Below are 23,368 nucleotides of genomic sequence, written 5' to 3'. Positions count from 1 at the left end.
CACGACAACATGCACGATCCACATCTCTGGCTCACCTCGATGATGCACGTCATCTCGGGCACGCTCCGAACGGTCACGCCCGAGACGGACGTCGACCGCGATCGCGGCGCCGTCTCGATCGAAACGGTGCTCTGGTACGCGGCGGCCGCCGTGAGCGTGGCAGTCGTCGCCGCGATCATCTGGAGTCAGATCAAGTCGACTGCCGGGACCGGGGTCGACGCTCCGTCCGCTCCGTAATCGACGCGTCGCGGTGATGAGCTCGGCCGTCGACCACGACGATGAGCTCACCCGCGCGCGCCTCGACGGCGACGACGGATCGACCTCGCTCACCGTTGCGCTGCTCACCCCCATCTTCGTCGTGCTGATGTTCGCGGCGGTGCAGGCCGCACTGTGGGGTCACGCCCGCACCGAGGCACGCGTCGCGGCGAAGTCGGCGGCCGTCCAAGTGGCGCGGCAAGGGTCGTCGGCCGACGACGCTCGTGCCACTGCCGCAGCGAACCTCGCCGACGCCGGCATCGACGACGTCGAGATCCTCATCACCCCTGGCGACGGTGTGGTCGTGGTGCAGGTCTCGGGCAACGCGCGCGGCATCCTGCTCGGTACGTCTCGCCGGGTGAGGGTGGTCGAGGCGGTGCCGGTCGAGGAGCTGACCGAGCGATGAGGGGCCGAGGACGTTGGCGCAACGACCGAGGGACGAGTGATGCGCTGGGCCTCGCATTGATCGCTCCCGCGGCCATCGGGCTCGCGCTCGTCATCCTCTTCCTCAGTCGGCAGGTCGATGGCCGGATCACGGCGCAGAGTGCAGCCGAAGCGGCCGCCCAGGCTGCAGCCCAGGAACGAACTCCGGCCGCTGCGGTTGCGGCGGCTCGTGCGGTCGGCTTCGCGATGCTCGTCGACGAGCTCACCTGTTCGTCGCCGACGATCGAGGTCGACACGTCCGCGTTCCTCGCCGACACCGCACCCTTCGTCAGCGTCGAGGTCTCGTGCTCACCGTCGACCGTCGGACTCGAAGCGATCGACCCACCCTCGGCCGAGACGCAAACGTACGTCGCGTTCGCCACGATCGATCCGTTTCGCGGGGTCACACCGTGACCGCAACAAACGAAACCTCCACTCAGGCGCTGGCGAGCAGCCCGCCGGGGCGATGCCGAGGTGAGGGCGGCAGTGGCCTCGTCGCCGGGATCACCATCATGTTCTCGTTCACGTTCCTGAGCTTGGTCTGGCTTGCTCACGACGTCGACCGCGGACTGTCGAACGAGTCCACCGCTCAGTCGATCGCCTTTCAAGCCGCGCGATCCGCGGCCCAGACGACCTCGGTGGCCGACGCGCGCGCCGGCTCGGTCGCGATCGACCCGGCGTTCGCCTGCGCGTCTGCGGCGTCGACCGCCACTCGACTGTTCGGCTCCTACAGCGTCAACGGCTCGGTGTCGAGTTGCGTCGTCGACCCGAGCGGCCTGCGCGTCACGGTCGAGGTCACCATCACCGACGGTGCGATCACCGTGAGCGGCATCGGCATCGTGAGCACGGAACGCACCCAATGAACAGGAACGTGAAATCCGTTTCCCTTCTCGTGATCTCACCACCCACTGGAGGGTCGGGCGGAACGAGGGATCGATCGTCGAACGCCGTGAGAGGGGTGACATGAACAAGCGAGTCCGCAACACCTCGACGATCGTGTCGTCGCTGCTCGCGCTCGCCGCCCTCGTCGTGCTCGTTCCCGCGTTGCTGCTGGCCGCGTCCCGAGCTCGTTTCGGCTCCTCGAACCCCCTGTCGGGCGTTTCTCGACCCTGGCGATGGACAGCCGACGACGTCCGCGACGCGGTGTCGGAACCGCTCCGCGACGATGCGGTCGTCGATCTCATCGTGCGAGGGGCGCTCACCGTGGTGTGGGTGGCGGTCGCAGTCGTGACCATCACGACGATCATCGAAGTGGTCCACATGGCTCGTCATCGTGGGATGCCGACGCCGCGGGTACGAGGTGTCGGTTGGGCACAGTCGATCGCCAGGTTCATCGCCATCGGACTCGTCGCCGTGCTCCCCACCTCCGGATTCGCCACGGCCACCGAGGCGCCAGGACACACCGCTGGGGCCACGCTGCTCGAGCGCACCCTCACCGCCCCAAGCGATCCGACAACCGTGGCGAGCGCTCCCGACGCTGCACCCCGAGCCGCGTTCGATCTTCGATCCCGCTCGGCATCGACCACACCGTTCATCGGAGCCGTCGACGAGACGGGCCGATCGTCCGACCGCGGCGACGACGACGATCGACCGCCGATCGGCAGCGGCGGAGCCACCCGCTCGACGCACGTCGTCGAGCGAGGGGAGTCGGTCTGGGAGATCGCCGAACAGTTCGGTGACGGAACGGAGGCCTTGACGATGGAGATCGCCGAGGCCATTCTCGACGCCAATCTGGGCACGCTGATGGCCGACGGACACCGGTTCACGAACCCGGCGCTGATTCGCACCGGTTGGGTGCTCCAGATCCCGACCGCCGTGGCCGCTGTGACGCCGGCGGTCGACCCTGTCGACGAGACGATCCACCCCGATGCCGTCGTCGAGCGCACCGACACCACCGATCCCGCCGAGTCGGCCGACGCAACACCCTTGCCGCCAGAGAACGCCCCGGATTCGTACGTGGTGGTCGAGGGCGACACGCTCTCGTCCGTTGCGGATGAGTTCCTGGGCGACGACGACGAGTGGCCGCTGCTCTTCGACGCCAACGACGGCACCACCATGTCTGATGGCCGCGTCTTCGATGATCCGAATCTGCTGCTTCCCGGCTGGGAGCTCGACGTGCCGATGGCCGACGGCGACCGGCCGGGCGACGAGATCGACGCGGACGCCGAATCGAACACCGACGCCGCGGTGAACGACGGGACCGAGCTCGTGCCGGACAGCCTTCCGGACGATGGCGATGCTGCGTCGGACGACGCGCTCGACGACGTCGACATCGTGACCGACTCCGAGCCTGAGTCGCCGCCCTCGACCGAGAACACGACGACCGTCGACGAGGCTGGCACGCCCGACGACACAGCACCGGCGACCGACACCGCGACTCCGGCCGACGACACCACTCCCCACGACGCCACGACGACTCCGGTCGGCGAGCACACGGCTCCCGACGCGACCAGCGGGACCGCGCCGGCGAGTTCCACGACGACAAGCACGACGACGACCACAACCACGACCCCGCCAGCGAGCACGGACTCGGCAGGCGGCGCCGCGGACCAGCGTCGCCCCGAACCGAGCCCGCAGGCGCCGTCGCCGATCCGACTCGAACACGGCGCACTTCTCGCCGCCGGCATCCTTGCCCTGGTCGGCGTCCGTCGTGCACGGGTCCTGCGTGCGGCGACGCCACGCGCCCGCGTGCCGGTGCCGTCGCCCGACGTGACCGCAACCGAGCGCAAGCTGCGCACCATCGAGCCGGGTGAAGGGGCGGCACGGCTCGACATCGCACTCCGCGCCGCAGCACACGAGCTTGCTGAGACCGGCGCACAGATCGGCGTCGTCCGGTTGTCGCCCGACGGTCACATCGCCCTCCGCCTCACTCGCCCCGGTCGACTCGACGCACCGTGGGTCGGGATGGGGCAGGACTGGGAACTGCCCGCAGCGATCCCGATCGAGCTGCTCGCCGAAGCGGCTCGCCGAGCCGGCACGCCGTGTGTTGCGCTCGCCCAGATCGGCGTCGACGCGCTCGGGCGCAGCGTGCTGCTCGACCTCGAAGCGGCAGGCATCACCGCCATCGAGGCCCGTCGAGACCAGGCCGACGAAGTGATCCGAGCCGTCGCGATGGCGGTCGCCTCGTCGCTGCATTCCGAAGTGGCCCACCTCGTCACGGTTTCGATGAACACCGAGTGTCTGCTCGACCACCAGAACGCGCATCGGCGCCAGAGTGTTCGCGCCGCCATCGACCTGGCGCTGGCGCTCACCGGTTCGACGGCGACCAACGAACGATCGACCTTCGACCTCCGCGCCCTGCGAACGAGCGGCGAAGCGTGGGAGCCCGCTGTCGTCTTCCTCGATACCGACGACGACGCGTTCGCTCGACTCGACAGCGAAGCGTTGCCGCAGCCCGGACACGGCCTCGCGATCACCTGCGCCGCCCCGCACGGTGCCGACGGTCGAGCAGGTGCCCGCATCGTCGCCCATGCGGACCGGTGGGAACTTCATGCCTTCGACGAACTGTCCGAGATCGCGCCGATCGGTCTCACCACCGAGGGACTCGACGACGTGACCGCCCTTCTCGCCGACGCAGCGGCACCCACCGAGCTGCCAGAACCCGCCTTCACCGAGGCAGCCGATCCGGTCGACGAACCCTTCGAGGCCGTTCCTCACGACATCGTCGTCGGCCTCATGCGAGGCGTCGAGATTCGGAGTGCCAACGGCGAGCTCGGCGTGTTCGAACGCTCCAAGACCGTGGAGCTGATCGCGTGGCTGGCGACGCACCGCGATCGCGCCACCCGCTCGGCTGCGCGAACCGCGCTGTGGGAGCTCGACGTGCGCGACGCCACCTTCGCCAATGTCGTTTCCGAAGCCCGTCGAGCGCTCGGTCGCCTCGTGCCGACCCCCGACGGCGAGGAGTGGCTGGCCCGGACGCTCAACGAATCGCTCCCGCTCCACCCGCGGGTCGTGACCGACGCTGACCTGGTCGAGCAGCGACTCGAGCATGCCCGCCTCTCGGCCCCCGCACACGCGATCGATGTCTTGCGTCCCGCTGTGGAAATGATCCGCGACATGCCCTTCGCCGGAACGAGCTACCTCTGGCCCGACGCCGACGGCATCACGTCGAATCTCGTCCTGCTCGCGACCACGGTCACCGCCGAACTCGCCGCCCACGCGCTGTCGATCGGCGACACCGAGACCGTCTTCTGGGCGACCGGCCACGGTCTGCGCGTCCTTCCCGGCCACGAGGAACTGATCGCACTACGCATGCGGGCGCGTGCACGCACCGGCGACCTCGCCGGCGTACGTCAGGAATGGGAGAGCTACGAGCGGGTCATCGTCGCCGACGCCTGGTCGGACGGCGAACCCGCACCGAAGCTGCTCGAACTGCGCCGCGAACTCCTCGCACCCAAGCCCTGACGTGCGTGCTCGCTCAGCGGCGAGCGTCGTGGCGAAACGTGATCGACAGGCGCGGCCCGGCATGACGCCGACGCTTCGGCACGGCGTGCTGCCACTCGTGCTGACACCCGCCTCCCATCACGAACAGGTCGCCTTGGCCGAGCCCCCATGTGAGCGATGCGCCACCTTCGTTGCGACGCATCTGAAACGGGCGGCTCTCGCCGACACTGAGGATCGCGATGACCGGATCGGTCACGTGATGGCGATGCCGATCGGCATGCCAGGCCACCGAGTCGTTCTGATCGCGGTACAGGTTGAAGCCGATCGAGTCGAAGTGCCGCTGATGCTCGGCCTCCAACGCCACCCGCATGTCGTCGAGGATCGGATGCGCGATCGGGCCGCCGTCTTCCTCGTGCCACCACGCCGTGAGGCGCGGCTCGTCGACCAGGCGGTCGTACATCGGGATGCCGGTGCGCTGACCGAAATCGAGCTGCTCCATGAGATCGTCGAACAGCGAATCGGAACCGGTCAGCCAGCCGGGCACGTACTCGATCCACGACGTCCCGCCGAGCGCGCTGCGCGACGCCTCGGCGAAGGTCGGATCGAAGTCGGGCTCGGCGGCGCCGAAGAGGGATGCTTGACGGAACACGTGTTCGATCCTCGCGAACGAACAGGCGTTCGTCAAGCGCGAGATCGCGCTCCGCCGATTCGTCGAGTGACGTCGATTCATCGAGGGACGGCTGGCGCCCCCCCGTTGACGCTTCTGTCGAAGTGGCTACAATGGTGGTATGAACGTAGCCACATCGCGATCGGAGGTCGGCATCCGCGACCTCAAGAATGGCCTCAGCAAGTACATCGACCGCGTGGAAGCTGGCGAAGAGGTCATCGTGACAGATCGGGGTCGTCCGGTCGCCCGACTCTCTCCGCTCGACTCATCGGACGATCGCCTCGCCGACCTGGTCGCGGCTGGCGTGGTTCGACCACCAGCGAGCACCACTCGTCATCGCTCCCACTCCCGAATCAAGCCGAAGGGAAGCGTGAGCGATCTCGTTGCTGAGCAGCGTCGGTGATCACGTACGTCGACACCTCGACTCTGATCAAACTCATCGTCGATGAGCAGGGATCGGATCGCGCCGAACTGATCTGGCAGTCCGCTGATTCGGTGGCCTCGGTCAGCTTGATCGTGGTCGAAGCGCGCGCTGCGCTCACTGCTGCCACGCGAGGTCAGCAGCTTTCGACGGATCAACTGCACGACGCCAAGATCGAGTTGGCCGCATTCGTCGACGATCTCCATCTCGTCGAAGTGACCGACGAACTCATCGAGCGAGCCGCGCAACTCGCAGAGACCGAGTCGCTGAGGGGTTACGACGCCGTCCATCTCGCAGCAGCAGTGTTCGTCGGTGCATCGGTACTCACCAGCGCGGACCGAGCGCTGTGCGAGGCAGCCGAACGACAGGGTCTCCACATCGCCGACCCCCTCGCGACGTGATCAAACCGATCCACAGGCCGGGTCGGAGCGCCGGTGGAACGTTTCGAACTCGAGGTCGTGGTGCCGTGGCTCAGGCGAGCCGGGAAGTACTCTCGCGGTGGGCGACGACGCCTTCGATCATGAACACACCGCTCCGCTCCACCGCCATCGCCATCGCGCTGCTCAGCGTTGCTGCGTGCACGTCCGACGGCACCTCCGATCAACTGGGCCTGCCCGGCGAACCGACCGCCACCGCCCCTCCCGCCACGGCCACCCCGACCACCGCGCCCGCCGAACCGGCAACCACGCCTGCACCCACGACGCCGCCGACCACACCGCCGCCAACGACCGCGGCACCCACCACGCTCGCGCCCACCACCACGGCCGCGCCCACCACGACCGAGGCACCGGTCGCCACCGAACCCGCCGGACCGTTCTACCGAAGCGGCGACGAAGGCGGCGAGATCGCGGTGATCCAGTTGAAGCTCGAGACCGTCGGCTTCCTCGACCCCGGTTACACCGCCGGCGTGTTCGACACAGCCACCAACCAGGCCGTGCTCGACTTCCAAGGCCAGTACGGCCTCATCGTCGACGGCGTGGTCGGCCCCGAGACCGAGCGTGCCCTCACCGCCGCCGCGCTGTCGGTCAGCACGCACGCCGACTGACGCGCCGACTCGCCACGCCGACTCACACGCCGGACCGAGGTCGGCGTACTGTGACCGCATGGCACGCCGAACCGTTCATGACCTCGTCGCCGAAGCGAAAGCCGAGATCGAAGAACTCAGTTCGGCCGAAGCGAAAGCCGAGCTCGATGCCGGCGACGCGATGCTCATCGACATCCGCGACATCCGCGAGCGCGTCGAGCAGGGCGTGATCCCCGGTTCGGTGTCGGCACCACGCGGCATGCTCGAGTTCTGGTTCGACCCCGAGAGCCCGTACCACCAGGAGCGATTCAGGCTCGACGGTCGCTACATCTTCCACTGCGCCAGCGGCTGGCGGTCGGCGCTCGCAGCGAAGGTGATCGGCGAGCTCGGCTTCGACAACGTCGCGCACCTCGAGACCGGGTTCTCCGGGTGGTTGGCCGACGGCTACGAGACCGAGAACATCGAGGCGACGTCGAAGTGGATCAAGCGCCCGACCTGATCAGCTCCACGAACTGACGCGCCGCCTCGTCGGCCCGCGCACCGATCTGCTCGGCGGTGGGAGCCGGCTCCCCCAACAGCACACGGATCTGCGTGTCACGGATCAGCAGCCCGTAGAACGTGGTGAACGCCGCCGCCGGATCGGGCACCCGCATGCCGCCGCTCCCGTCGAGACCGGCGAGGTACTCCTCCACGATCGGGCCCACCCGGTGCCGGCCGTGCTCCAGGAGATCGGCCGCGAGCGCGAGATTGACCATCGATGCCCGGTTGAGCGCGACCGACCGCTCGTCGGTCAGCAGGCCGAGCAGTCCGCGACCGAACGCGGCCAGCGTGTGTTGCGGATCACTGTCGCCGCCCAACGCTCGGCGCACCCCCTCCGATGTGGCGTCGGCGTTCTCGATGATCATCGCCCGGAACAGGCCTTCGCGATTGCCGAACCACGAGTACAGCGTCTCCTTCGAAGCTCCGGCTCGGCGGGCGATGGCGAGCATCGTGACCTTGTCGGCGCCGCGTTCGATCAGCTCGGCGAACGCCGCGTCGAGCACCCGCTGACGGCGCTCCTCCTGCTCGCCGTCGGCGGGTCGGCCGCGGCGTGACGGTGCCGACTCGACCGGCGACTTCTCGGAAACCACTTGACAAGCGTACCACTGCGTACGATTATTCATAATCGTACCCATTAGTTCGATTACAGGAGATCTCCATGACCACCACCCTCGATTCATCGCTCACCGCGACCAACAACGCCGACCCCGGCAGCCGTGCCGACGTCCTCGGCGTGGTCGCCGCCGAGAGGGCCGACCACGGTGCCGCCACCACCGCCACCAACAGCAGCACCGTCACCACTGGCGCCGCTCGCCTGCCGGGGCTCGCCGTGCTCCTGATCAGCACGGTGCTCACCGGGATGTTCGCCGGCTTCTTCTTCACCTACTCGGCGTCGGTCGTGCTCGGCTTCGACCGAGTCGACGACCTCACCTACGTCCGCTCGTTCCAGGCGATCAACGACACCATCCGCAACCCCGCGTTCGCGGTCGTGTTCTTCGGATCGATCCCGGCCGCGGCGATCGCAGTGGCACTCCATCGGCGCGACCGAGTCGTACGACGGTTGGCAACGACCGGCCTGGTGCTGATCGTGGCCGTCGTCGCGATCACGTTCGCCGGAAGCGTCCCGCTCAACAACGAACTGGCGACTCACACCGACCTCGACGCTGCGTCCGCTGCCATCGCCCGCGCCGATTTCGAGTCGACGTGGAACCTGCTCAACCTCGCCCGCACGCTGCTCTCCACGCTGGCCGCCGTTGCGCTCGCCGGCGCGAGCCTCGCCGCCCGCGGCTCGCGCGACTGACGATCATGCGGCACCACGCCGACCGCGTCGGCCGTTAATCGTCCGGGGCCTTCGGCAGATCCGATTAGTTTCGGCGCATGCCTCGGATCAGCCGAGCCCTCGCAGCGATCGCACTCGCCTTCGCCATGAGCGGTTGCATCGGCGCGACCGACCGGGCCGATTTCGACGCCGAGGTGCGCGCTCGCGGCGGCGGACTGACGAGCGCGTGGATCGCCGAAGCACTCGACCTCGTCGCCGCCGAGGTCAGCGTGTCGCCGACCTCCGAGATGCAGCTGCTGACGCTCTCGATCAATCCGCCGAACCGCAGCATGTCGGCGACGGCCCGACGCGGCGACGAGCCGTCGTTCGCCGACTCCGTCGTCGTCAGCCAGGGCAACGTCGTCGCCGTCTCCCCGATTCAGAACGCCGACCGGGCCCCGCTCGACGAGGTGACCTTCACCGTCGGCGAGGTCGCCCTCTCCGACATCGAAAGCGTCGGCGACGAGGCGCTGCGCGAGTTCGGTGAAACCGACGGATTCATCGACGCCATCACCATCACGCTCAACAACGGCGAGCCGGTGATGGCCATGTCGCTCAGCTCGGCTCGGCGCACCGCCACCGCGAGATTCGAGGCCGACGGCACGTTCATCGAGGTGCTCCGATGAGTTTCGCCAAGCCGACCACGGTCGTGAGTTGGTTCGTGTCGATCCTCGTCATGTTCGCGTTCGCCGGACTGATCACGTCGTGCGTGATCACCATCGGCATCTGGCCGGGTGAGGTCAAGTTGCTCGCCCCGTTCTTCTGCACCGACGCGCAACCCGACGCGTTCGTGGTCGCAGACACCTACAACCCCCATCCCGGCGAGACGGTCACGAACTTCAGCCTGTACTGCATGGGGCCGCGCGGCGACGCCACCGACCACGGGTTCATGAAGCCGTTCCTCCTGATCTCCGCGATCCACGGCCTGATCATCGTGGGGCCGATGGTGCTCTTCACGTCGGTCGGTCGACTCAGTGCGACGGCGACCGGGATGACCAACCCTCGAACGTCGACGTCGGCGACCAACGACGAGCCATTCGGTGGTTTCGGTGACTTCAGCGAGTTCAGCGATGCCGACGACACGAGCGATGACGACGACGAGCGCGACGACATCCGGCGCGAACCGCCCCGACGCGAGCCCCCTCGACGATCTCCCGCCCCACCCGGCTCCACCCCTGGACCGTTCGTCGACTGAACCTCATCGGAAGCGCGCAGCCTGTCACCATGTCGGTGACGACGAGCCGAGACGGGTCGGCGGCCCCGGCCAGGCGCCGACGAACGGACGGACCGAACGGATGCGACCGAAGTCGGAGTCGATCTCGTCGAGGAACCGATCGTCGACCGCAACGGGCGACGGCCGGAACGCGGTCGGCCCACCCATCGACAGCAGCCAGTCGCGCGTGCGGAGCAGCGACAGTCGCGCCAGCCACGAGCCACCGGAGGCAGCGCGGCGCGCCACGAGTTGGCTCGCCACGCCTGCAGCGAGGAATCCGGTCGCGTAGTCGAGCGCCTGGACCGGCAGACCGATCGGCCCAACCCCTGCCGGTTCACCGTCGTCACCGACCGCCCATTCACCGCCGGCCGCGCGCACGCCGGTCGTCGACTGGATGATCGAATCGAAGCCACGTCGCCCCGCCCATGGCCCGACCCAGTCGAACGCGCAGACCTGCACGATGACGATGCCGGGGCGAGCCGCCGCGACTCGCTCCGGCGTGAAACCGTGCGACGCCAACGCGCCGGGTCGATATGCGTCGATCCACACGTCGGACTCACTCAGCAGCTCCCACAACGCGGTCCGTCCAGCGTCGGTTTCGATGTCGGCGTAGGCGTTTCGCTTGCCGAATCCGGTCGCCATCACACCGATCGGCACCGACGGCAGATGCTCGGCCCCGATACGAATCACGTCGGCACCTGCCCCGGCCAGCATCTGCCCGGCGACCGGCCCGGCGAGCACTCGCGAACAGTCGACGACGCGAACGCCGCGCAGCGGCGCGTCGGCATCGGAACCGGTGGCGAGCGCGCGGGGCGGCGCGTCGGCGATCTGCTCGACCGACACGAGCGGCAGGTCTGCGGTGGCCCGAGCATGCGGATGGTCCGCCCACTCGTCGAGCGTTCGCACCACCGCCGCGATCATGCCGTCGGCGATCAACGCCGCCTCCAACTCGAACGCGTTGCGCTCGCCGATTGCAGCTGCCACCGACTCGCGCGTCGACGCACAGCCGAGTCGCTGCACCACGCCCGTCGCGTGATGATCGAAGTTGCAGTGGATCTGGAGGTGGCGGCCATCGGTCGTTTCGTACACGCCCGACAGGTCGGCCCACGCCGGAACCGCTTCGCCGTCGACCTCGACATGCGTGGTGCAGAACGCCAGGAGATGCTCGAGGTCGATCGACCGCGTCGGCACCGGTCCTCCGCGGAGACCGCCGACGCGATCGGCCGCAGCCACCGCGTACGCGGCCGACGCGGCGAGTGCTCGGTCGACGTCGAACGCACTCGCGGCCATGCTCGGCGGGCCTGTGACCTCGACACGCGGCAGTGGCTGGTCGTCGCCGTCGACGAGGTGGGAGATCACGGCGAGGTCGGCATCCACGTTCATGCTCGGAACGTATCCAGCACCCACCACCACGTCAGGAGGATCGCCGTCAACATTGATCGATCAACCGTGCCGTATCGTCACGCTCGTGATCATCGAGATCGACGACCCGGCCGACCCACGGCTCGACGACTACTGCCTGCTCAACGATCAGGCCGCGCGCCGCAACCGTGAAGGCGACGAGTTCTTCATCGCCGAGGGATACGTCTCGATCGACCGCGTCGTCGACTCCGGCCACGAGCTCCGCTCGGTGCTCGTCACCCCATCGCGCGTCGAGCGGATCACCGAACGCGTGCCCGGACTCGCCGACGGCGACACACCGCTGTACGTGATGACCCGCGACCTCATGGCCTCCGCGGTCGGTTTCGACCTGCACCGCGGTGTGGTCGCGTCGGCGCAACGTCGACCGGTCGCGAGCATCGACGACGTCGCCGCCTCGAACTGGAACACCGTCGCCGTGCTCGAAGGTCTCAACGACGCCGAGAACGTCGGTGTGATCGCGCGTGCCGCGCGAGCGCTCGGCATCGACGCACTCGTCCTCGACCCGACCTGCACCGACCCCTACTCCCGCCGCACGGTTCGGGTGTCGATGGGTGAGGTCTTGCACATGCCGGTGGCCCGCGCCACGACGTGGCCCGACGACCTCGAGCGCCTCCACGCGGCCGGCTTCACGACCTGGGCGATGACTCCCGCCGCCGACTCGGTCGACCTCTGGGAAGCCGCCGCGTCGCGCCCACCCGACGGGCGACTGGCGATCGTCGTCGGCGCCGAAGGGCCGGGTCTCACCGACGCCACGATGCGCGCCACGACGCATCGCGTGCGCATCCCGATCCATCCCGAGGTCGACTCGCTCAACGTCGGCCACGCCGCGGCGATCACCTTCGCCGCGATCGCCCGCCCTCGCTGACCAGGAGCGACCGGCGCAGCCGTCATGACGCTGCACACCAATCCGACAGACGGCCACAACCGGGCAAGCGCGAGCCATAAGATCCGGGCGTGACCGGCGGCGACCCTCTGCTCCCCGACTCCTCGCGGAGCGGCACGATCGACGACGCCGACGACCCGACACGCGAGATCGACCGCAGCGCCAAGATCGAAGAGGCCAAGCGAGTCGCCGAGGAGCGCGTCACCGACACCACCGACGACCCGAGCCTCGGTGTACTCCGGCAGCGCACGCGAGCGTGGTGGCACCGCCACCTCGACTCCGAGGAACGTCAGCGCATCATGGGCGAACTGGCGATCAAGAAGCAGGAGCACTGGGGTTTCCGTTTCTCCACCATGCTGACCCTGTCGGTGATCGTCGCCGTGATGGGGCTCTCGGCCGACTCCGCCGCCGTTGTGATCGGCGCCATGCTGCTCGCGCCGCTGATGCAGCCGGTGCTCGCCGCTGCCGCGTGCCTCGCGATGGCGCTGTTCAAGAAGTCGCTCCGAGCCCTCGCGATCGTCGGCCTGGCCACCGCCGGTTCGATCGCATTGTCGTACGTGCTGGCTGCGATGTTCGTGCGCGGCGAACTCCCGAACGAGGTGACGAGTCGCGTCGCGCCCGACATCCGCGACCTCGTGGTCGCGCTCGGCGCGGGCGCCGCAGGTGCGTACGCCACGGTTCGCAAGGACGCGTCGTCGTCGCTGCCGGGCGTCGCCGTGGCCGTGGCCCTCGTGCCGCCGCTGGGCACCGTCGGCATCGCCCTGCAAGACGGCAACGCCACGTTCGCACGGGGAGCGATGCTGCTCTACACGACCAACCTCGCGGCGATCATCCTCGCCGGGGCGATCGTCTTCGTCATCACCGGCTTCGTGCCACCACGACGGCTGGCCAACACGATCCGACGCAGTTCGCTCGCCGCTGCCGCAGTCGGAGCGGTGGTGATCGCCATTGCGATTCCGCTGTACCAGGCCTCGACCACGGCCGTCGAAGCATCCGAGCGCGAGATCCAGGCTCGTGACATCGTCAACGAGTGGCTCGACGCGGTCGACGTTCGATCCGACCCGACGATCAGCTTCGACGAGGAGAACAAACGCATCACCGTCGGAGTGCGCAGCTTCGAGACCGCCATCGATTCACAGAGCCTCGCCGACGACCTGCAAGCAGAGTTCGGCGCCGACCAGGTCGTGTCGGTCGAATGGGACCGCGTGGAGCGTGCGGTCACCACCACCACGCTGCCCCCGACCACCACGATCGTGTCCGACGAAGAACGCCTGCTGAGCGAGGTGGAGGCAATCGTCGACGACTGGTTGTCCGAGGCCGACGCCGTGTCGGGCCGCCGCGACGCGCTCTCGATCCAAGACGGTGTCGTGTTCCTCGATGCGAGTGGCGTGGGCAGTGCGCCGCCGCTCGAGTCGCTGACGCTGCTGCTCGACGAACGCCTCGACGAGACCCTCAGCGTCACGCTCACCTGGGTCGCCCGCGAGACCGTCGACGTCGAGTCACCGCCGACCCCCGACGAGCAGGTGGCGAACAGCATCGACGTGCTCGCCCGAGCGTGGGCCGACGTCGCCGACGTCACGATCCTGTCGACCTCCTTCGACGGCGAACAGGCCGTCATCGAAGTCGCCGGCCCGACGCTGCCCGACGCGACCGATCTGGTCGACGGCATCGAGGAGATCATCGACCCGAGCGATCAGGTGACCGTGTTGTTCATCGAGCGCCTCGACATCACCACCACGACGACGACAACCACCACCACGACCACGACGACCACGGTCCCGACGACGACCACCACGACCCCGTGAGCCCCGACCGGACGGTTTGTCTCTGAGACAAACCGTCCGGTGGGTCAGACGGTGGCGAGGAGCTGCATCGACCGGTCCCACAGCGCAGCGGCGCGTTCCGGGTCGAGCGCGTAGCCGAGCACTCCCTCGCTGCCGCCTCCGTCATCGATCGCGGCGACGTGGCAGTCCTCGCAGTACACGCCGCCCCGCTCGGCGAACTCCGGCGTGGTGGCCGCCCACACCGTGGTGGCCGCCCCCTGTGGGATGGTCTTCCAGTCGAAACCACCCGGGTTGCTCTGCTCGATCTTCGCACCGATCTCAGCGAGCAGGTCTGGCGTCATGTGCCGACCGAGGTCGGTGTGGATGCCACCCGGATGGACCGCAACGGCGTGCACGCCCATCGGGCCGAAGCGACGCTCGAGCTCGACGCTGAACAAGACGTTGGCGGTCTTCGACTGTCCGTACGCCGCCCACTCGTCGTACTCCCGCGACTCCCAGTTCAGGTCGTCGAGGTCGACATCACCGAAGCGATGACCCGCCGACGAGAGGTTGATGATCCGGGCCGGAGACGACCGCGTGAGCAGGTCGATCAGCGGGATCGTCCACGCCATGTGACCCAGATGATTCGTACCGGTCTGCATCTCGAAACCGTCGGCCGTGTGTCCGAACGGCGTGCACATCACACCGGCGTTGTTGACGAGCAGATCGAGTCGGTCGACACGGGTGAGCAGCTCGACGGCCGCCCGGCGACAGCTCCCGATGTCGGCCAGGTCGAGCACGATCGTGTCGAGCGACGCACCGGGATGCTGAGCCGTGATGGTGTCCACGGCGTCGGCGAGCTTGTCGGGGTTGCGGGCGGCGAGCACCACGTGCGCTCCCCGAGCGGCCAAGGCGCGAGCCGTCTCGAGCCCGAGGCCACCGGATGCCCCGGTCACCGCGGCGACCTCGCCGGAGAGATCGACGTCGGCAAGGACCTCGTCGGTGGTCGAAGTGGCGCCGAACTCGGGAGCAGACATGTGGGCAACGTAGAGGCTCGGCGCGGTGCCGTGTCGAGTCAGCGCGCGCGGGCGCAGGGCCGAAAACGACGAAGGCCCCCGGTCGCAACCGGAGGCCTTCGTTTCGATGTCGAGCGCGGGCGCTGACTTCGTAGTGGCTAGGCCTCTACGTCGGCAGTTTCCTCGCTGTCAGATTCGCGGGGCTCCGGCGCTTCGCCGAGACCCATCTGGTGGAAGATCTCCGCCTTGCGGTATTCGAAGTCTTCTTCGACGACTTCACCTGCGGCGAACTTCTCGTTGAGAATGCGAAATTCCTCGAGCAGCGCATCTTCGTCGGGGCCATCATCGCCCTCTTCCTTCTTGGCCGCGCTGCGACCATGTCGGATTGCCTGCTTCTCTGCCTTGCGCTCCTTCTTGCGAAGTTCACGCTGGCGTTTCTGGTAACTCTGCGGGCTTGATGCCATGCAGAACCGCCTCCTCTCAGATCAGATTTCTTTGACGTCGACGGCTTCTGGACCCTTGCGGCCGGGGGCTACTTCGAACTCGACCTTCGCGTCGTTGTTCAACGACCGACGGCCTGATCCAACGATGTTGGAGTAGTGAACGAAGACGTCGTTGCCGCCCTCGTCGGGAGTGATGAAACCAAAGCCCTTCTCGTCATTGAAGAACTTCACGATGCCTGTAGCCATTCCGGCTCCTTGTGTTCTGGAGCCCTCTATTGACTCACGTTGACCCAAATCAGCCTAGTCAGGGATTGCGCGAACCGCGCGTCGCGTCGATGTGTCAGCAGCTGTTGCGATTTGCTCGAACCCTTACGGGGTCAGGCCGAGACGAGGCTCGCCCGGCGCAAATCCAGCGGACGGTGGCCGGTCATCGTGAGGCGAGCGAGCATCAGCGACGCCATCAGCACGCCCGCCACGCCGCCGATCAGCAGGGCCCCGTCGACGACGAACAGACCGTACGCGCCCCAGATCGCTCCTTCGATCCAGGCCATGATCCACGTGCCGGCGGCGACGCCGGACAGATCGGTCGTGCGGAACGCCGCGACCACCGCCGGGAAGAGCTGCATGCCGTAGCACAGGCCGATGGTGACGCCTGCGGCGCTCCACCCGGCGACGAGCAGCACGGGCAGCGGCACCAGGCCGAAGACGAGGGCACCGAAGGCCAAGCCGCCGAAGGCACTCCGGCCGACCGAACGGACGAAGGCCACGACGATCACCGCGTACAGCGCGGTGGCGATCGCAGATGTCGGGACGAGACCCCACAGCGAGTTGGCGATGCCGTACACGAGCCACCAGAGGTTCATCGACACGCTCACGCCCGCCCAGATGGCGGACACGCCTTCGGGGTTGCCAGTACGCAGCAGTTTCGCCGCCTGCGGGTACGCCATGGCAGACCCGAGAATGTTGGCGATCACGACGAGGGTGATGATCAGGATCGTCATGTTGGGAACTCCTTGTGATGAGCGTTACCGCGTTAGGTCATTACAACTCGTAAGGGTCTAACGCGTTTTAGCTCCGCACGCAACATCATTCGGGCATAGAATGCAGGCATGTACGTCGCATCGGTCACAGAGTCGGAAGCGCGCATCACCCTGGAGACGCTGCTCGAACTCTCCAACGGACTCACCGACGAGTCGTCCGACACCCGGTCGACGCTCGACGACGCCGGCTTCAGCCGTGCCGCCGAGGCCTCGGAAGCATCGGTGCAGCGCGTCACGCAGCGCATCGCGGCGATGACCCCGTTCCTCACCGAGCTGCCCGATCTCGACATCGACACCGCGGCTGCGAAGGTCACCGAGGAACTGATCGAGATCCCGATCACCCCGTCGATCGTCGACCACGGAGGCGTCGGACATCACATCCACTGGACGCCGGCCACCGCCAAGTTCGACGACCAGGTGATGGCCGACCTGCTCATGGCGCTCGCGCAGGAGATCTGCGACAATGGCACCATCCGTTTCGGTCGATGCGGCGCCGACGACTGCGAACGACTCTTCTACGACGCCACGCGCAACCGATCGAAGCGCTTCTGCTCCGATCCGCGCTGCGCGAGCCGCACACACACGGCCGACCACCGGGCCCGCAAACGTCGGTGACGAGCGAGCCCGACCGCCGGGCTCGGGCTGAGGGCGGAAGGCCGTTCGAGGAAGTTTCGAAGCTCGACCGTTTGCACCGCCGACTCACGCTGCGAGGCTCGACGCATGAGTGACACGACGACCGAGATCGAGTTCTGGATCGACCCCGCCTGCCCGTTCTGCTGGGCGACGGCCCGTTGGGTCGTCGACGAGGTGGTGCCACACCGTGACATCTCCGTCACGTGGCGCTCGATCAGCCTGCTGTTCAAGAACGACCCGCCCGAGGGTTCGGAGTACCGCACGGCGGCGGAGCAGACCCACGGCCACCTGCGAGTGATGGAAGCCATGCGAGCGGCCGCCGAGTCGCCCGAGCAGGGCAACCACGACGTGTTCAAGCTCTACTGGGAACTCGGCGCACGCCTCCACCACGACGGCAACCGCGACTTCGAGGTCGCCGAGGCACTCGAGGCCGTCGGGCTCGACACGTCGTTCGCATCGGCCGCCACCGACGAGCAGTGGGACCCGGCGATCCAAGCGGCGATGGACGACGGCCTCGGCCTCGTCGGCAACGACGTCGGCACGCCGATCATCGCGATGAAGAACTCGCGCGGCGAGCGCGTCGGCTACTTCGGCCCGGTCATCACGAAGGTGCCGACCGGCGACGACTCGCTGAAGATGTGGGATGCGCTGGTGGCGATGATGGACGTCGACGGCTTCTTCGAATTGAAGAAGACGCGCACCGAGGGCCCCAACCCCGGCGCGCGTCCCGACCCCGTCTGACCCCGGACGGTTTGTCTCAGAGACAAACCGTCCGGTCGTTCACTCGGCGTCGCCCGGCTCGGCCGGCTCGTCGGGCTCGGCGGCGAGGATGGCGTAGAGCTTGCGCTTGGTGTCGGCCAGTACCGACTTCGCCTGCTCGACCTGCTCGGGCGTGCCGAAGCGGCCGATCTGACGTGCTTGGCCGACGAGTTCGGCCATGGCGCCGCGGAGATCGCCGCGCTCGCCGTGTCCGTTGTCGTCCCAGGGCGCCGGCTCATCGTCGCTCTTGGCGTCGCGGTATTCGGCGACCCGCGTTCGGCCGGCCTCGGTGAGGCTGAACTGTCGCTTGCCGTCGATCTCTTCGACGTCGACGAGGCCTCGCTCTTCCATCCGGTTGAGTGCGGGGTACATCGTGCCGGGGCTGGGCCGCCAGCGACCGTCGCTGCGTGCCTCGAGTTCGGTGATGAGTTCGTAGCCGTGCATCGGCCGCTCGTCGAGCAGCAGCAGCGCAGCGGTCACGATCGCGCCCCGACGGGCCCGATGGCGTCCGCCTCGGCTGTGTGGTGAGTGTTCGTGGTGGCGCATGTGGCCCCCCTTTCGTTCGTGGTCCGAGTCGTTCCAGCGACGCATCTTTCGGCGTCCGCGGCCTCGACCGGTTCCTCGTTCTGAGAACGCTCCTCGTTCGGGAGCGGTGTGGTGCTGTCCCATTCAGGTCTCCATTTCGGTACAGACTATCGATTTCATTATCGATATGTCGTTACTATAGCGACATATCGCTACGTCGCAACGACATGTGACCGAGACCACTCCTCACCGCCCCCCAAAGAAACCCGTCTGAACTGCTTTGCCCCTCAGATCCGTCATCGGTGACGGAATCGAGGGGCAAAGCGGGTGAAGTGGTGTGCGAACGTGGTGGATGGCGAACGAGGGGTACATCGAGGCGAACCGGCTGAACTGGGACGACCGGGCTCGATTGCACGCGCGAGGGTCGACCGGGTATCGCCTCGATCGCTTTCGTGACGATCGGGCGTTGCTCAGCGACGTGGTCGACTTCGATCGGCAGTACCTCGGCGACATCGCCGGACTGCGCGCGGTGCACCTGCAGTGCCACATCGGAACCGACACGTTGTCGTTGGCCCGGCTCGGCGCCGACGTCGTGGGGCTCGATCAGTCGGAAGCGTCGCTCGACGCGGCCCGGGAGTTGTTCGCGTCGGTCGACACCCCCGGAACGTTCGTCGAGTCGAACGTGTACGACGCGGTCGACGCGCTCGGCGGCGAGCAGTTCGACCTCGTCTACACCGGCGTCGGCGCGCTCAACTGGCTGCCCGACATCGCCCGATGGGGTGAGGTGTGCGCGGCGCTGGTGAAGCCGGGCGGCCGGTTCCATCTCCGGGAGTGCCATCCGATCGCGTATGCGCTCGACGACACCATGTCGGCCGACGAGACCGACGCCGGGCTGCGGTTGAAGTACCCCTACTTCGAAACGGTCGAACCGCTCACGTTCGACGAGGCCGACACGTACGTCGACACCGCCGGCGAGCAGCTGACGAACACCCGCTCACACGAGTGGAACCACGGAATCGGCGAGGTGTTCACGGCGTTGACCTCGGCTGGTCTGACGGTGACGACGCTCGAGGAGCACCGACGCCTCGATTGGCGAATGCTCCCGAATCAGATCGAACGCGACGAGCTGTTCTTCCTCCCCGACCATCAGATCGACCGGTGTCCGATGATGTACACGATGGCCGCCACCAAACCGTCCTGACCCGCTTGTTTCTTTTCGACCCGGTCCAAAGGAAACATCCGCTTGTTTCCCTCGGTCCCGGTCCAAAGGAAACATCCGGAACGCGCAACGGCCGGACCCGTCGAACGAGTCCGGCCGCTGCATTTCAATGCTTCAGCAGTGCTGAGCGGTGATCAGAAGGAATCTGGCGCCGCTCAGCCGCTCAGTCGAGGCGTTCGATGATGGTGGCGTTGGCCATGCCGCCGCCTTCGCACATCACCTGGAGGCCGTACTTGCCGCCGGTGCGCTCGAGCTCGTTGAGGAGCGTGGCCATGAGCTTGGTGCCGGATGCACCGAGCGGGTGGCCGAGTGCGATGGCGCCGCCGTTGACGTTGACCTTGCTCATGTCGGCGCCGGTCTCCTTCTGCCAGGCGAGGACGACCGAGGCGAACGCTTCGTTGACTTCGAACAGGTCGATGTCGTCGATGCTGAGGCCGGTCTTCTCGAGGATCTTCTTCGTGGCCGGGATCGGGCCCTTCAGCATGGTGACCGGGTCGGTGCCGGCGAGGGCGAAGCTGTGGAACTTGGCGCGGGGCTTCATGCCGAGCTCTTCGGCCTTCTCCTTGCTCATGATGAGCACGGCGGACGCACCGTCGGAGATCTGCGAGGAGTTGCCGGCGGTGATCTTGCCGTCTTCCTTGAAGGCCGGCTTGAGCTTGGCGAGCGACTCGGCGGTGGTGCCGTCGCGGATGCCTTCGTCGTCCTTGACGATGACGGTCTCGCCGTCGATCTCGACTTCGACGGGAACGATCTCGTTCTCGAAGCGGCCTTCGTCGCGGGCGGTGGCCGCACGCTGCTGGCTCTCGGCACCGAAGGCGTCGAGGTCTTCTCGGGTGATGCCGTACTCGTCGGCGATCATGTCGGCGCCGATGCCCTGCGGCGGGAGGCCGGTCTCGGCGTAGCGGTCTTGCTGGTCCTGGCTGAACGGGAAGCCCATGCCCTGGACGATCGACGCGCCCATCGGCGTGCGGGTCATGACTTCGACACCGGCGGCGACGACGACGTCGTACGCACCGGCGATGACGCCCTGTGCGGCGAAGTGCATCGACTGCTGCGACGAGCCGCACTGGCGGTCGACGGTGGTGGAGGGAACCTCTTCGGGCCAACCGGCCGAGAGCACGGCGTTGCGGCCGATGTTGAGCGACTGCTCACCGACCTGCATGACGCAGCCCATGATGACGTCGTCGACCAGTGCCGGGTCGAGGTTGTTGCGCTCTTGGAGCGCCTTGAGCACGTGGGCCGCCAGGTCGACGGGGTGCTGGTCTTTGAACTGTCCGTTGCGCTTGCCGCCCGGGGTGCGGATTGCATCGACGATCACTGCTTCGGTCATTGCTGTTCTCCTGTTGGTTTGAGATGTGTGGTGGGTTTGTGGCGTCGTCCGGTCAGGTACCGGGTGACGTGGATCTGTTGATGGCGGAGGTGAGGTTCTGCTGGAGTCGGGTGAGGACCCAGCTGAGGGCTTGTCGTTCTTCGCGGCCGATGCCGTGGCGGAGTTCGGCGCGGAGCACTTCGTCGATCTCGACGGCCTGCGCGGCGAGGGCGCGTCCGGCGTCGGTGAGTTCGACACGCCACACGCGGCGATCGTCGGGGTCGGCGCCGCGTTCGACGAGGCCGCGCTGCTCGAGACGGTCGATCGAGGCGCCGATCGCGGCGCGCCCGATACCGAGATGATCGGCGAGGTGGGACTGCGTGGTGGCGCCGAACTCGGCGATGTAGGCGATGAGGCTGGCCTGTGTGAGGTTGAGGTCGATCGCCTGGAGTCGCTGATCGAACGCTTCGCGAACGAGCCGCGCGGTGGCCATGAGCGTCGATTCGACTCGCAACCAGGGTGGTGCGTCGAGTTCGTTGTTGGTGAGGTTGCTCATGTGGCCCGATGTGGCGGTTGTGGCGTGATGGGAGGGTGACGAACGGTGGCACCCGGTCGCATCGCTCGGTGGATGGATGTGACCGGGTTGGTCGTCTGGGTTCGTATTGTACGAAGCCATACAGTATGTTCCAAGTTGAAGATCGTGATGACGGCCACGACGGTCGCATCGGCGAGCCCCGCTCAGACAAGAAGGCACAGGAGACAAGGCATGAGTGACACCCTCACCGAACAGGAAGCCAACGAATTTCGACAGAAGTGCGTCGACTTCATGGAGGAGCACGCCACGAAGCAAGGCGACGCACTTCCGAACGTCAACGACCAGAAGGCGTTCCTCGCAGCGGCCGCCGAAGTCGGCCTGGCCGGCGTCGCGTACCCGAAGGAGTACGGCGGCGGCGGGCTCACGCTCGCACACGACAAGATCTGGCGCGAAGTGCAGGGCAACTACCGGATGATGGCCGGCGAGTTCATCATCTCCCACGGCATGTGCCTCCCGATGCTCAACGAGTACGGCACGCACGAACAGAAGGCCGCGTACCTGGCCGACAACATCTCGGGCAAGCACATGTGGTGCCAGATGTTCTCCGAGCCCGGCGCCGGCTCCGACGTCGCGAGTCTCCAGTCGAAGGCCGTCCTCGACGGCGACGAGTGGATCCTCAACGGCCAGAAGGTGTGGACCACCCTCGCACACAAGTCCGACTACGGCATCGTGGTCGCACGCACCGATCCCGAGCAGGTCAAGCACGCCGGTCTGTCGATGTTCATCCTCGACATGCACGCTCCCGGCGTCGAGATCCGCCCGATCCACCAGATCGACGGCGGCTCGCACTTCAACGAGATCTTCTTCACCGACGTTCGCATCCCGAAGGACAACCTGCTCGGCGAGTTCAACGCCGGCTGGAAGCTGGCGACCGCGATGCTCATGTACGAGCGCGTCGCCATCGGTTCGGCAGGCGCCGGCAAGATCAACCAGCCGACGTACAAGCTGCTCAAGAGCGCAGCCGAAGAGACCGGAAAGATCAACGACCCGGTCGTGCGCGACCAGTTGATGAACATCTACTCGATGGAGACCACGAAGGCGATGGTCGCCATGCGCAACCGCGCCGAGCAGAAGGCCGGCAAGACCCCGGGTCCGGGCGGCTCGCTCGGCAAGCTCTTCGGTTCGAACATCGCGTGGAAGATGCGCGAGATCGCGCTCGAGTTGGCGGGTCCGTCGTCGATCGCCTGGGACCCGGCCGACGAGGACGGCGCCGAACGTCAGCGCATCGTGCTCAACAGCTTCCAGTCGTCGATCGCCGGTGGTACCGACGAGATCCAGCGCAACATCATCGGCGACCGTGTGCTCGGCCTGCCGCGCGAACCGAGCGTCGACAAGGGTGTGCCGTTCAAGGACCTCAAGGTCGGCACGCAGACCGACTGATCCCCCCGAATCGCAGGCCCGTTCGACCTCGTGTCGAGCGGGCCTGTGTGCGTTTTCGAGCGCTCTCGCTTGTTTCCTTTGGACCTGGTCCGAAAGAAACAAGCGCTTGTTTCCTTTGGACCGGGACCGAGGGAAAC

The 23,368-nt window shown here is 67.2% G+C and carries 28 protein-coding genes; 18 read left to right on the top strand and 10 right to left on the bottom strand.

The genetic code is table 11. From position 1 onward, the window contains the following. Window positions 1–9 precede the first annotated feature (9 nt). From YM304_RS00655 to YM304_RS00635, 5 genes are all read left to right on the top strand, one after another. The gene (locus YM304_RS00655) at window positions 10–237 is read left to right on the top strand and encodes a hypothetical protein (RefSeq protein ID WP_015439693.1); all 228 of its coding nucleotides are present in this window, start codon (window positions 10–12) and stop codon (window positions 235–237) included. Between the two features lie 16 nt (window positions 238–253). Further along, window positions 254–661: a TadE family protein gene (locus YM304_RS21630; RefSeq protein WP_051071247.1), complete on the top strand. Its 408-nt coding sequence runs from the start codon at window positions 254–256 to the stop codon at window positions 659–661. After that, window positions 658–1,092, top strand: a complete 435-nt coding sequence (locus YM304_RS21625; RefSeq protein ID WP_015439691.1) for a hypothetical protein — start codon at window positions 658–660, stop codon at window positions 1,090–1,092. The genes YM304_RS21630 and YM304_RS21625 overlap by 4 nt, the downstream gene beginning before the upstream one ends. Further along, the gene (locus YM304_RS00640; protein WP_015439690.1) at window positions 1,089–1,541 is read left to right on the top strand and encodes a hypothetical protein; all 453 of its coding nucleotides are present in this window, start codon (window positions 1,089–1,091) and stop codon (window positions 1,539–1,541) included. The genes YM304_RS21625 and YM304_RS00640 overlap by 4 nt, the downstream gene beginning before the upstream one ends. Before the next feature lie 100 nt (window positions 1,542–1,641). Next, window positions 1,642–5,082 carry a LysM peptidoglycan-binding domain-containing protein gene (locus tag YM304_RS00635; RefSeq protein ID WP_015439689.1) on the top strand — a complete coding sequence of 1,147 codons (3,441 nt, stop codon included), beginning with the start codon at window positions 1,642–1,644 and terminating at the stop codon, window positions 5,080–5,082. Window positions 5,083–5,095: 13 nt separating this feature from the next. Here the strand turns inward: YM304_RS00635 and YM304_RS00630 are convergent, their stop codons facing one another. Then, the gene (locus YM304_RS00630) at window positions 5,096–5,710 is read right to left on the bottom strand and encodes an alpha-ketoglutarate-dependent dioxygenase AlkB (protein ID WP_015439688.1); all 615 of its coding nucleotides are present in this window, start codon (window positions 5,708–5,710) and stop codon (window positions 5,096–5,098) included. Window positions 5,711–5,849: 139 nt separating this feature from the next. Between YM304_RS00630 and YM304_RS00625 the strand changes: the two genes are divergently transcribed. The 4 genes from YM304_RS00625 to YM304_RS00610 all read left to right on the top strand — a co-directional run bounded on the left by YM304_RS00625 (window position 5,850) and on the right by YM304_RS00610 (window position 7,672). Continuing rightward, window positions 5,850–6,131 carry a type II toxin-antitoxin system Phd/YefM family antitoxin gene (locus YM304_RS00625; protein ID WP_015439687.1) on the top strand — a complete coding sequence of 94 codons (282 nt, stop codon included), beginning with the start codon at window positions 5,850–5,852 and terminating at the stop codon, window positions 6,129–6,131. After that, complete coding sequence (locus tag YM304_RS00620) at window positions 6,128–6,550, top strand: type II toxin-antitoxin system VapC family toxin (protein WP_015439686.1); 423 nt, start codon at window positions 6,128–6,130, stop codon at window positions 6,548–6,550. Before YM304_RS00625 ends, YM304_RS00620 begins: the two co-directional genes overlap by 4 nt. Before the next feature lie 119 nt (window positions 6,551–6,669). Beyond that, window positions 6,670–7,194 carry a peptidoglycan-binding domain-containing protein gene (locus tag YM304_RS21620; protein WP_051071244.1) on the top strand — a complete coding sequence of 175 codons (525 nt, stop codon included), beginning with the start codon at window positions 6,670–6,672 and terminating at the stop codon, window positions 7,192–7,194. 58 nt (window positions 7,195–7,252) lie between these two features. Continuing rightward, window positions 7,253–7,672: a rhodanese-like domain-containing protein gene (locus YM304_RS00610; protein WP_015439684.1), complete on the top strand. Its 420-nt coding sequence runs from the start codon at window positions 7,253–7,255 to the stop codon at window positions 7,670–7,672. Here the strand turns inward: YM304_RS00610 and YM304_RS00605 are convergent. Beyond that, window positions 7,656–8,303: a TetR/AcrR family transcriptional regulator gene (locus YM304_RS00605; RefSeq protein WP_015439683.1), complete on the bottom strand. Its 648-nt coding sequence runs from the start codon at window positions 8,301–8,303 to the stop codon at window positions 7,656–7,658. The genes YM304_RS00610 and YM304_RS00605 overlap by 17 nt on opposite strands. 68 nt (window positions 8,304–8,371) lie before the next feature. Between YM304_RS00605 and YM304_RS00600 the strand changes: the two genes are divergently transcribed. The 3 genes from YM304_RS00600 to YM304_RS21615 all read left to right on the top strand — a co-directional run bounded on the left by YM304_RS00600 (window position 8,372) and on the right by YM304_RS21615 (window position 10,226). After that, window positions 8,372–9,013, top strand: coding sequence for an anthrone oxygenase family protein (locus YM304_RS00600; protein ID WP_015439682.1), 642 nt, complete (start codon window positions 8,372–8,374; stop codon window positions 9,011–9,013). 77 nt (window positions 9,014–9,090) lie between these two features. Then, a complete protein-coding gene (locus YM304_RS00595) occupies window positions 9,091–9,657 on the top strand; it encodes a hypothetical protein (protein ID WP_015439681.1) in 567 nt (188 codons plus the stop codon). Then, the gene (locus YM304_RS21615; protein WP_015439680.1) at window positions 9,654–10,226 is read left to right on the top strand and encodes a hypothetical protein; all 573 of its coding nucleotides are present in this window, start codon (window positions 9,654–9,656) and stop codon (window positions 10,224–10,226) included. Before YM304_RS00595 ends, YM304_RS21615 begins: the two co-directional genes overlap by 4 nt. A 24-nt stretch (window positions 10,227–10,250) precedes the next feature. Here the strand turns inward: YM304_RS21615 and YM304_RS00585 are convergent, their stop codons facing one another. Beyond that, window positions 10,251–11,627, bottom strand: a complete 1,377-nt coding sequence (locus tag YM304_RS00585; protein WP_015439679.1) for a CoA transferase — start codon at window positions 11,625–11,627, stop codon at window positions 10,251–10,253. An 85-nt stretch (window positions 11,628–11,712) separates the two neighbouring features. On the opposite strand from YM304_RS00585, the gene YM304_RS00580 reads away from it, so the two are divergent. Together YM304_RS00580 and YM304_RS21610 are read left to right on the top strand one after the other, a co-directional pair. Beyond that, on the top strand, window positions 11,713–12,531 hold the full coding sequence (locus tag YM304_RS00580) for a TrmH family RNA methyltransferase (RefSeq protein ID WP_015439678.1): 819 nt from the start codon (window positions 11,713–11,715) through the stop codon (window positions 12,529–12,531). A gap of 89 nt (window positions 12,532–12,620) precedes the next feature. Beyond that, window positions 12,621–14,354 carry a DUF389 domain-containing protein gene (locus YM304_RS21610; RefSeq protein WP_015439677.1) on the top strand — a complete coding sequence of 578 codons (1,734 nt, stop codon included), beginning with the start codon at window positions 12,621–12,623 and terminating at the stop codon, window positions 14,352–14,354. A 44-nt stretch (window positions 14,355–14,398) separates the two neighbouring features. Here the strand turns inward: YM304_RS21610 and YM304_RS00570 are convergent, their stop codons facing one another. The 4 genes from YM304_RS00570 to YM304_RS00555 all read right to left on the bottom strand — a co-directional run bounded on the left by YM304_RS00570 (window position 14,399) and on the right by YM304_RS00555 (window position 16,772). Next, complete coding sequence (locus YM304_RS00570; RefSeq protein WP_015439676.1) at window positions 14,399–15,349, bottom strand: SDR family NAD(P)-dependent oxidoreductase; 951 nt, start codon at window positions 15,347–15,349, stop codon at window positions 14,399–14,401. 137 nt (window positions 15,350–15,486) lie between these two features. Further along, window positions 15,487–15,792, bottom strand: coding sequence for a hypothetical protein (locus YM304_RS24460; RefSeq protein WP_154723242.1), 306 nt, complete (start codon window positions 15,790–15,792; stop codon window positions 15,487–15,489). 21 nt (window positions 15,793–15,813) lie between these two features. Further along, window positions 15,814–16,017 carry a cold-shock protein gene (locus YM304_RS00560; protein WP_015439674.1) on the bottom strand — a complete coding sequence of 68 codons (204 nt, stop codon included), beginning with the start codon at window positions 16,015–16,017 and terminating at the stop codon, window positions 15,814–15,816. 131 nt (window positions 16,018–16,148) lie between these two features. After that, the gene (locus YM304_RS00555; RefSeq protein ID WP_015439673.1) at window positions 16,149–16,772 is read right to left on the bottom strand and encodes a hypothetical protein; all 624 of its coding nucleotides are present in this window, start codon (window positions 16,770–16,772) and stop codon (window positions 16,149–16,151) included. 108 nt (window positions 16,773–16,880) lie between these two features. Here YM304_RS00555 and YM304_RS00550 point away from each other — a divergent pair, with 108 nt between their 5' ends. After that, entirely contained in the window at window positions 16,881–17,426 is a 546-nt protein-coding gene (locus tag YM304_RS00550) for a CGNR zinc finger domain-containing protein (RefSeq protein ID WP_015439672.1), read from the top strand. A gap of 105 nt (window positions 17,427–17,531) precedes the next feature. Continuing rightward, window positions 17,532–18,185, top strand: a complete 654-nt coding sequence (locus YM304_RS00545; protein WP_015439671.1) for a mycothiol-dependent nitroreductase Rv2466c family protein — start codon at window positions 17,532–17,534, stop codon at window positions 18,183–18,185. Window positions 18,186–18,224: 39 nt separating this feature from the next. Here YM304_RS00545 and YM304_RS00540 read toward each other — a convergent pair whose 3' ends face one another. Continuing rightward, window positions 18,225–18,683, bottom strand: a complete 459-nt coding sequence (locus tag YM304_RS00540) for a PadR family transcriptional regulator (RefSeq protein WP_162142006.1) — start codon at window positions 18,681–18,683, stop codon at window positions 18,225–18,227. Between the two features lie 397 nt (window positions 18,684–19,080). Between YM304_RS00540 and YM304_RS00535 the strand changes: the two genes are divergently transcribed. Beyond that, window positions 19,081–19,929 (top strand): class I SAM-dependent methyltransferase, encoded by an 849-nt coding sequence (locus YM304_RS00535; protein ID WP_015439669.1) that lies wholly within the window; start codon window positions 19,081–19,083, stop codon window positions 19,927–19,929. 181 nt (window positions 19,930–20,110) lie between these two features. On the opposite strand, the gene YM304_RS00530 is transcribed toward YM304_RS00535, so the two are convergent. Beyond that, complete coding sequence (locus tag YM304_RS00530) at window positions 20,111–21,277, bottom strand: thiolase family protein (RefSeq protein ID WP_015439668.1); 1,167 nt, start codon at window positions 21,275–21,277, stop codon at window positions 20,111–20,113. Window positions 21,278–21,329: 52 nt separating this feature from the next. Next, window positions 21,330–21,812, bottom strand: coding sequence for a MarR family winged helix-turn-helix transcriptional regulator (locus YM304_RS21605; protein WP_015439667.1), 483 nt, complete (start codon window positions 21,810–21,812; stop codon window positions 21,330–21,332). A 210-nt stretch (window positions 21,813–22,022) separates the two neighbouring features. Between YM304_RS21605 and YM304_RS00515 the strand changes: the two genes are divergently transcribed. Then, a complete protein-coding gene (locus YM304_RS00515; protein ID WP_015439666.1) occupies window positions 22,023–23,231 on the top strand; it encodes an acyl-CoA dehydrogenase family protein in 1,209 nt (402 codons plus the stop codon). The last annotated feature ends 137 nt before the right edge of the window (window positions 23,232–23,368 follow it).

It is taken from the genome of Ilumatobacter coccineus YM16-304, assembly GCF_000348785.1.
In the GTDB taxonomy this organism is placed as follows: Bacteria; Actinomycetota; Acidimicrobiia; order Acidimicrobiales; family Ilumatobacteraceae; genus Ilumatobacter_A; species Ilumatobacter_A coccineus.
This window is presented reverse-complemented; position numbering and strand designations above follow the sequence as displayed.

Bases quoted from the DNA above. Each gene is read 5' to 3' on its own strand.
- YM304_RS21615 (WP_015439680.1), top strand. From the start codon at position 9,654: ATGAGTTTCGCCAAGCCGACCACGGTCGTGAGTTGGTTCGTGTCGATC.
- YM304_RS00535 (WP_015439669.1), top strand. From the start codon at position 19,081: ATGGCGAACGAGGGGTACATCGAGGCGAACCGGCTGAACTGGGACGAC.
- YM304_RS21630 (WP_051071247.1), top strand. From the start codon at position 254: ATGAGCTCGGCCGTCGACCACGACGATGAGCTCACCCGCGCGCGCCTC.
- YM304_RS00550 (WP_015439672.1), top strand. From the start codon at position 16,881: ATGTACGTCGCATCGGTCACAGAGTCGGAAGCGCGCATCACCCTGGAG.
- YM304_RS00570 (WP_015439676.1), bottom strand. From the start codon at position 15,349: ATGTCTGCTCCCGAGTTCGGCGCCACTTCGACCACCGACGAGGTCCTT.
- YM304_RS00560 (WP_015439674.1), bottom strand. From the start codon at position 16,017: ATGGCTACAGGCATCGTGAAGTTCTTCAATGACGAGAAGGGCTTTGGT.
- YM304_RS00655 (WP_015439693.1), top strand. From the start codon at position 10: ATGCACGATCCACATCTCTGGCTCACCTCGATGATGCACGTCATCTCG.
- YM304_RS21625 (WP_015439691.1), top strand. From the start codon at position 658: ATGAGGGGCCGAGGACGTTGGCGCAACGACCGAGGGACGAGTGATGCG.
- YM304_RS00515 (WP_015439666.1), top strand. From the start codon at position 22,023: ATGAGTGACACCCTCACCGAACAGGAAGCCAACGAATTTCGACAGAAG.
- YM304_RS00610 (WP_015439684.1), top strand. From the start codon at position 7,253: ATGGCACGCCGAACCGTTCATGACCTCGTCGCCGAAGCGAAAGCCGAG.
- YM304_RS24460 (WP_154723242.1), bottom strand. From the start codon at position 15,792: ATGGCATCAAGCCCGCAGAGTTACCAGAAACGCCAGCGTGAACTTCGC.
- YM304_RS00585 (WP_015439679.1), bottom strand. From the start codon at position 11,627: ATGAACGTGGATGCCGACCTCGCCGTGATCTCCCACCTCGTCGACGGC.
- YM304_RS00530 (WP_015439668.1), bottom strand. From the start codon at position 21,277: ATGACCGAAGCAGTGATCGTCGATGCAATCCGCACCCCGGGCGGCAAG.
- YM304_RS00555 (WP_015439673.1), bottom strand. From the start codon at position 16,772: ATGACGATCCTGATCATCACCCTCGTCGTGATCGCCAACATTCTCGGG.
- YM304_RS00595 (WP_015439681.1), top strand. From the start codon at position 9,091: ATGCCTCGGATCAGCCGAGCCCTCGCAGCGATCGCACTCGCCTTCGCC.
- YM304_RS00635 (WP_015439689.1), top strand. From the start codon at position 1,642: ATGAACAAGCGAGTCCGCAACACCTCGACGATCGTGTCGTCGCTGCTC.
- YM304_RS00600 (WP_015439682.1), top strand. From the start codon at position 8,372: ATGACCACCACCCTCGATTCATCGCTCACCGCGACCAACAACGCCGAC.
- YM304_RS00625 (WP_015439687.1), top strand. From the start codon at position 5,850: ATGAACGTAGCCACATCGCGATCGGAGGTCGGCATCCGCGACCTCAAG.
- YM304_RS21620 (WP_051071244.1), top strand. From the start codon at position 6,670: ATGAACACACCGCTCCGCTCCACCGCCATCGCCATCGCGCTGCTCAGC.
- YM304_RS21605 (WP_015439667.1), bottom strand. From the start codon at position 21,812: ATGAGCAACCTCACCAACAACGAACTCGACGCACCACCCTGGTTGCGA.
- YM304_RS00545 (WP_015439671.1), top strand. From the start codon at position 17,532: ATGAGTGACACGACGACCGAGATCGAGTTCTGGATCGACCCCGCCTGC.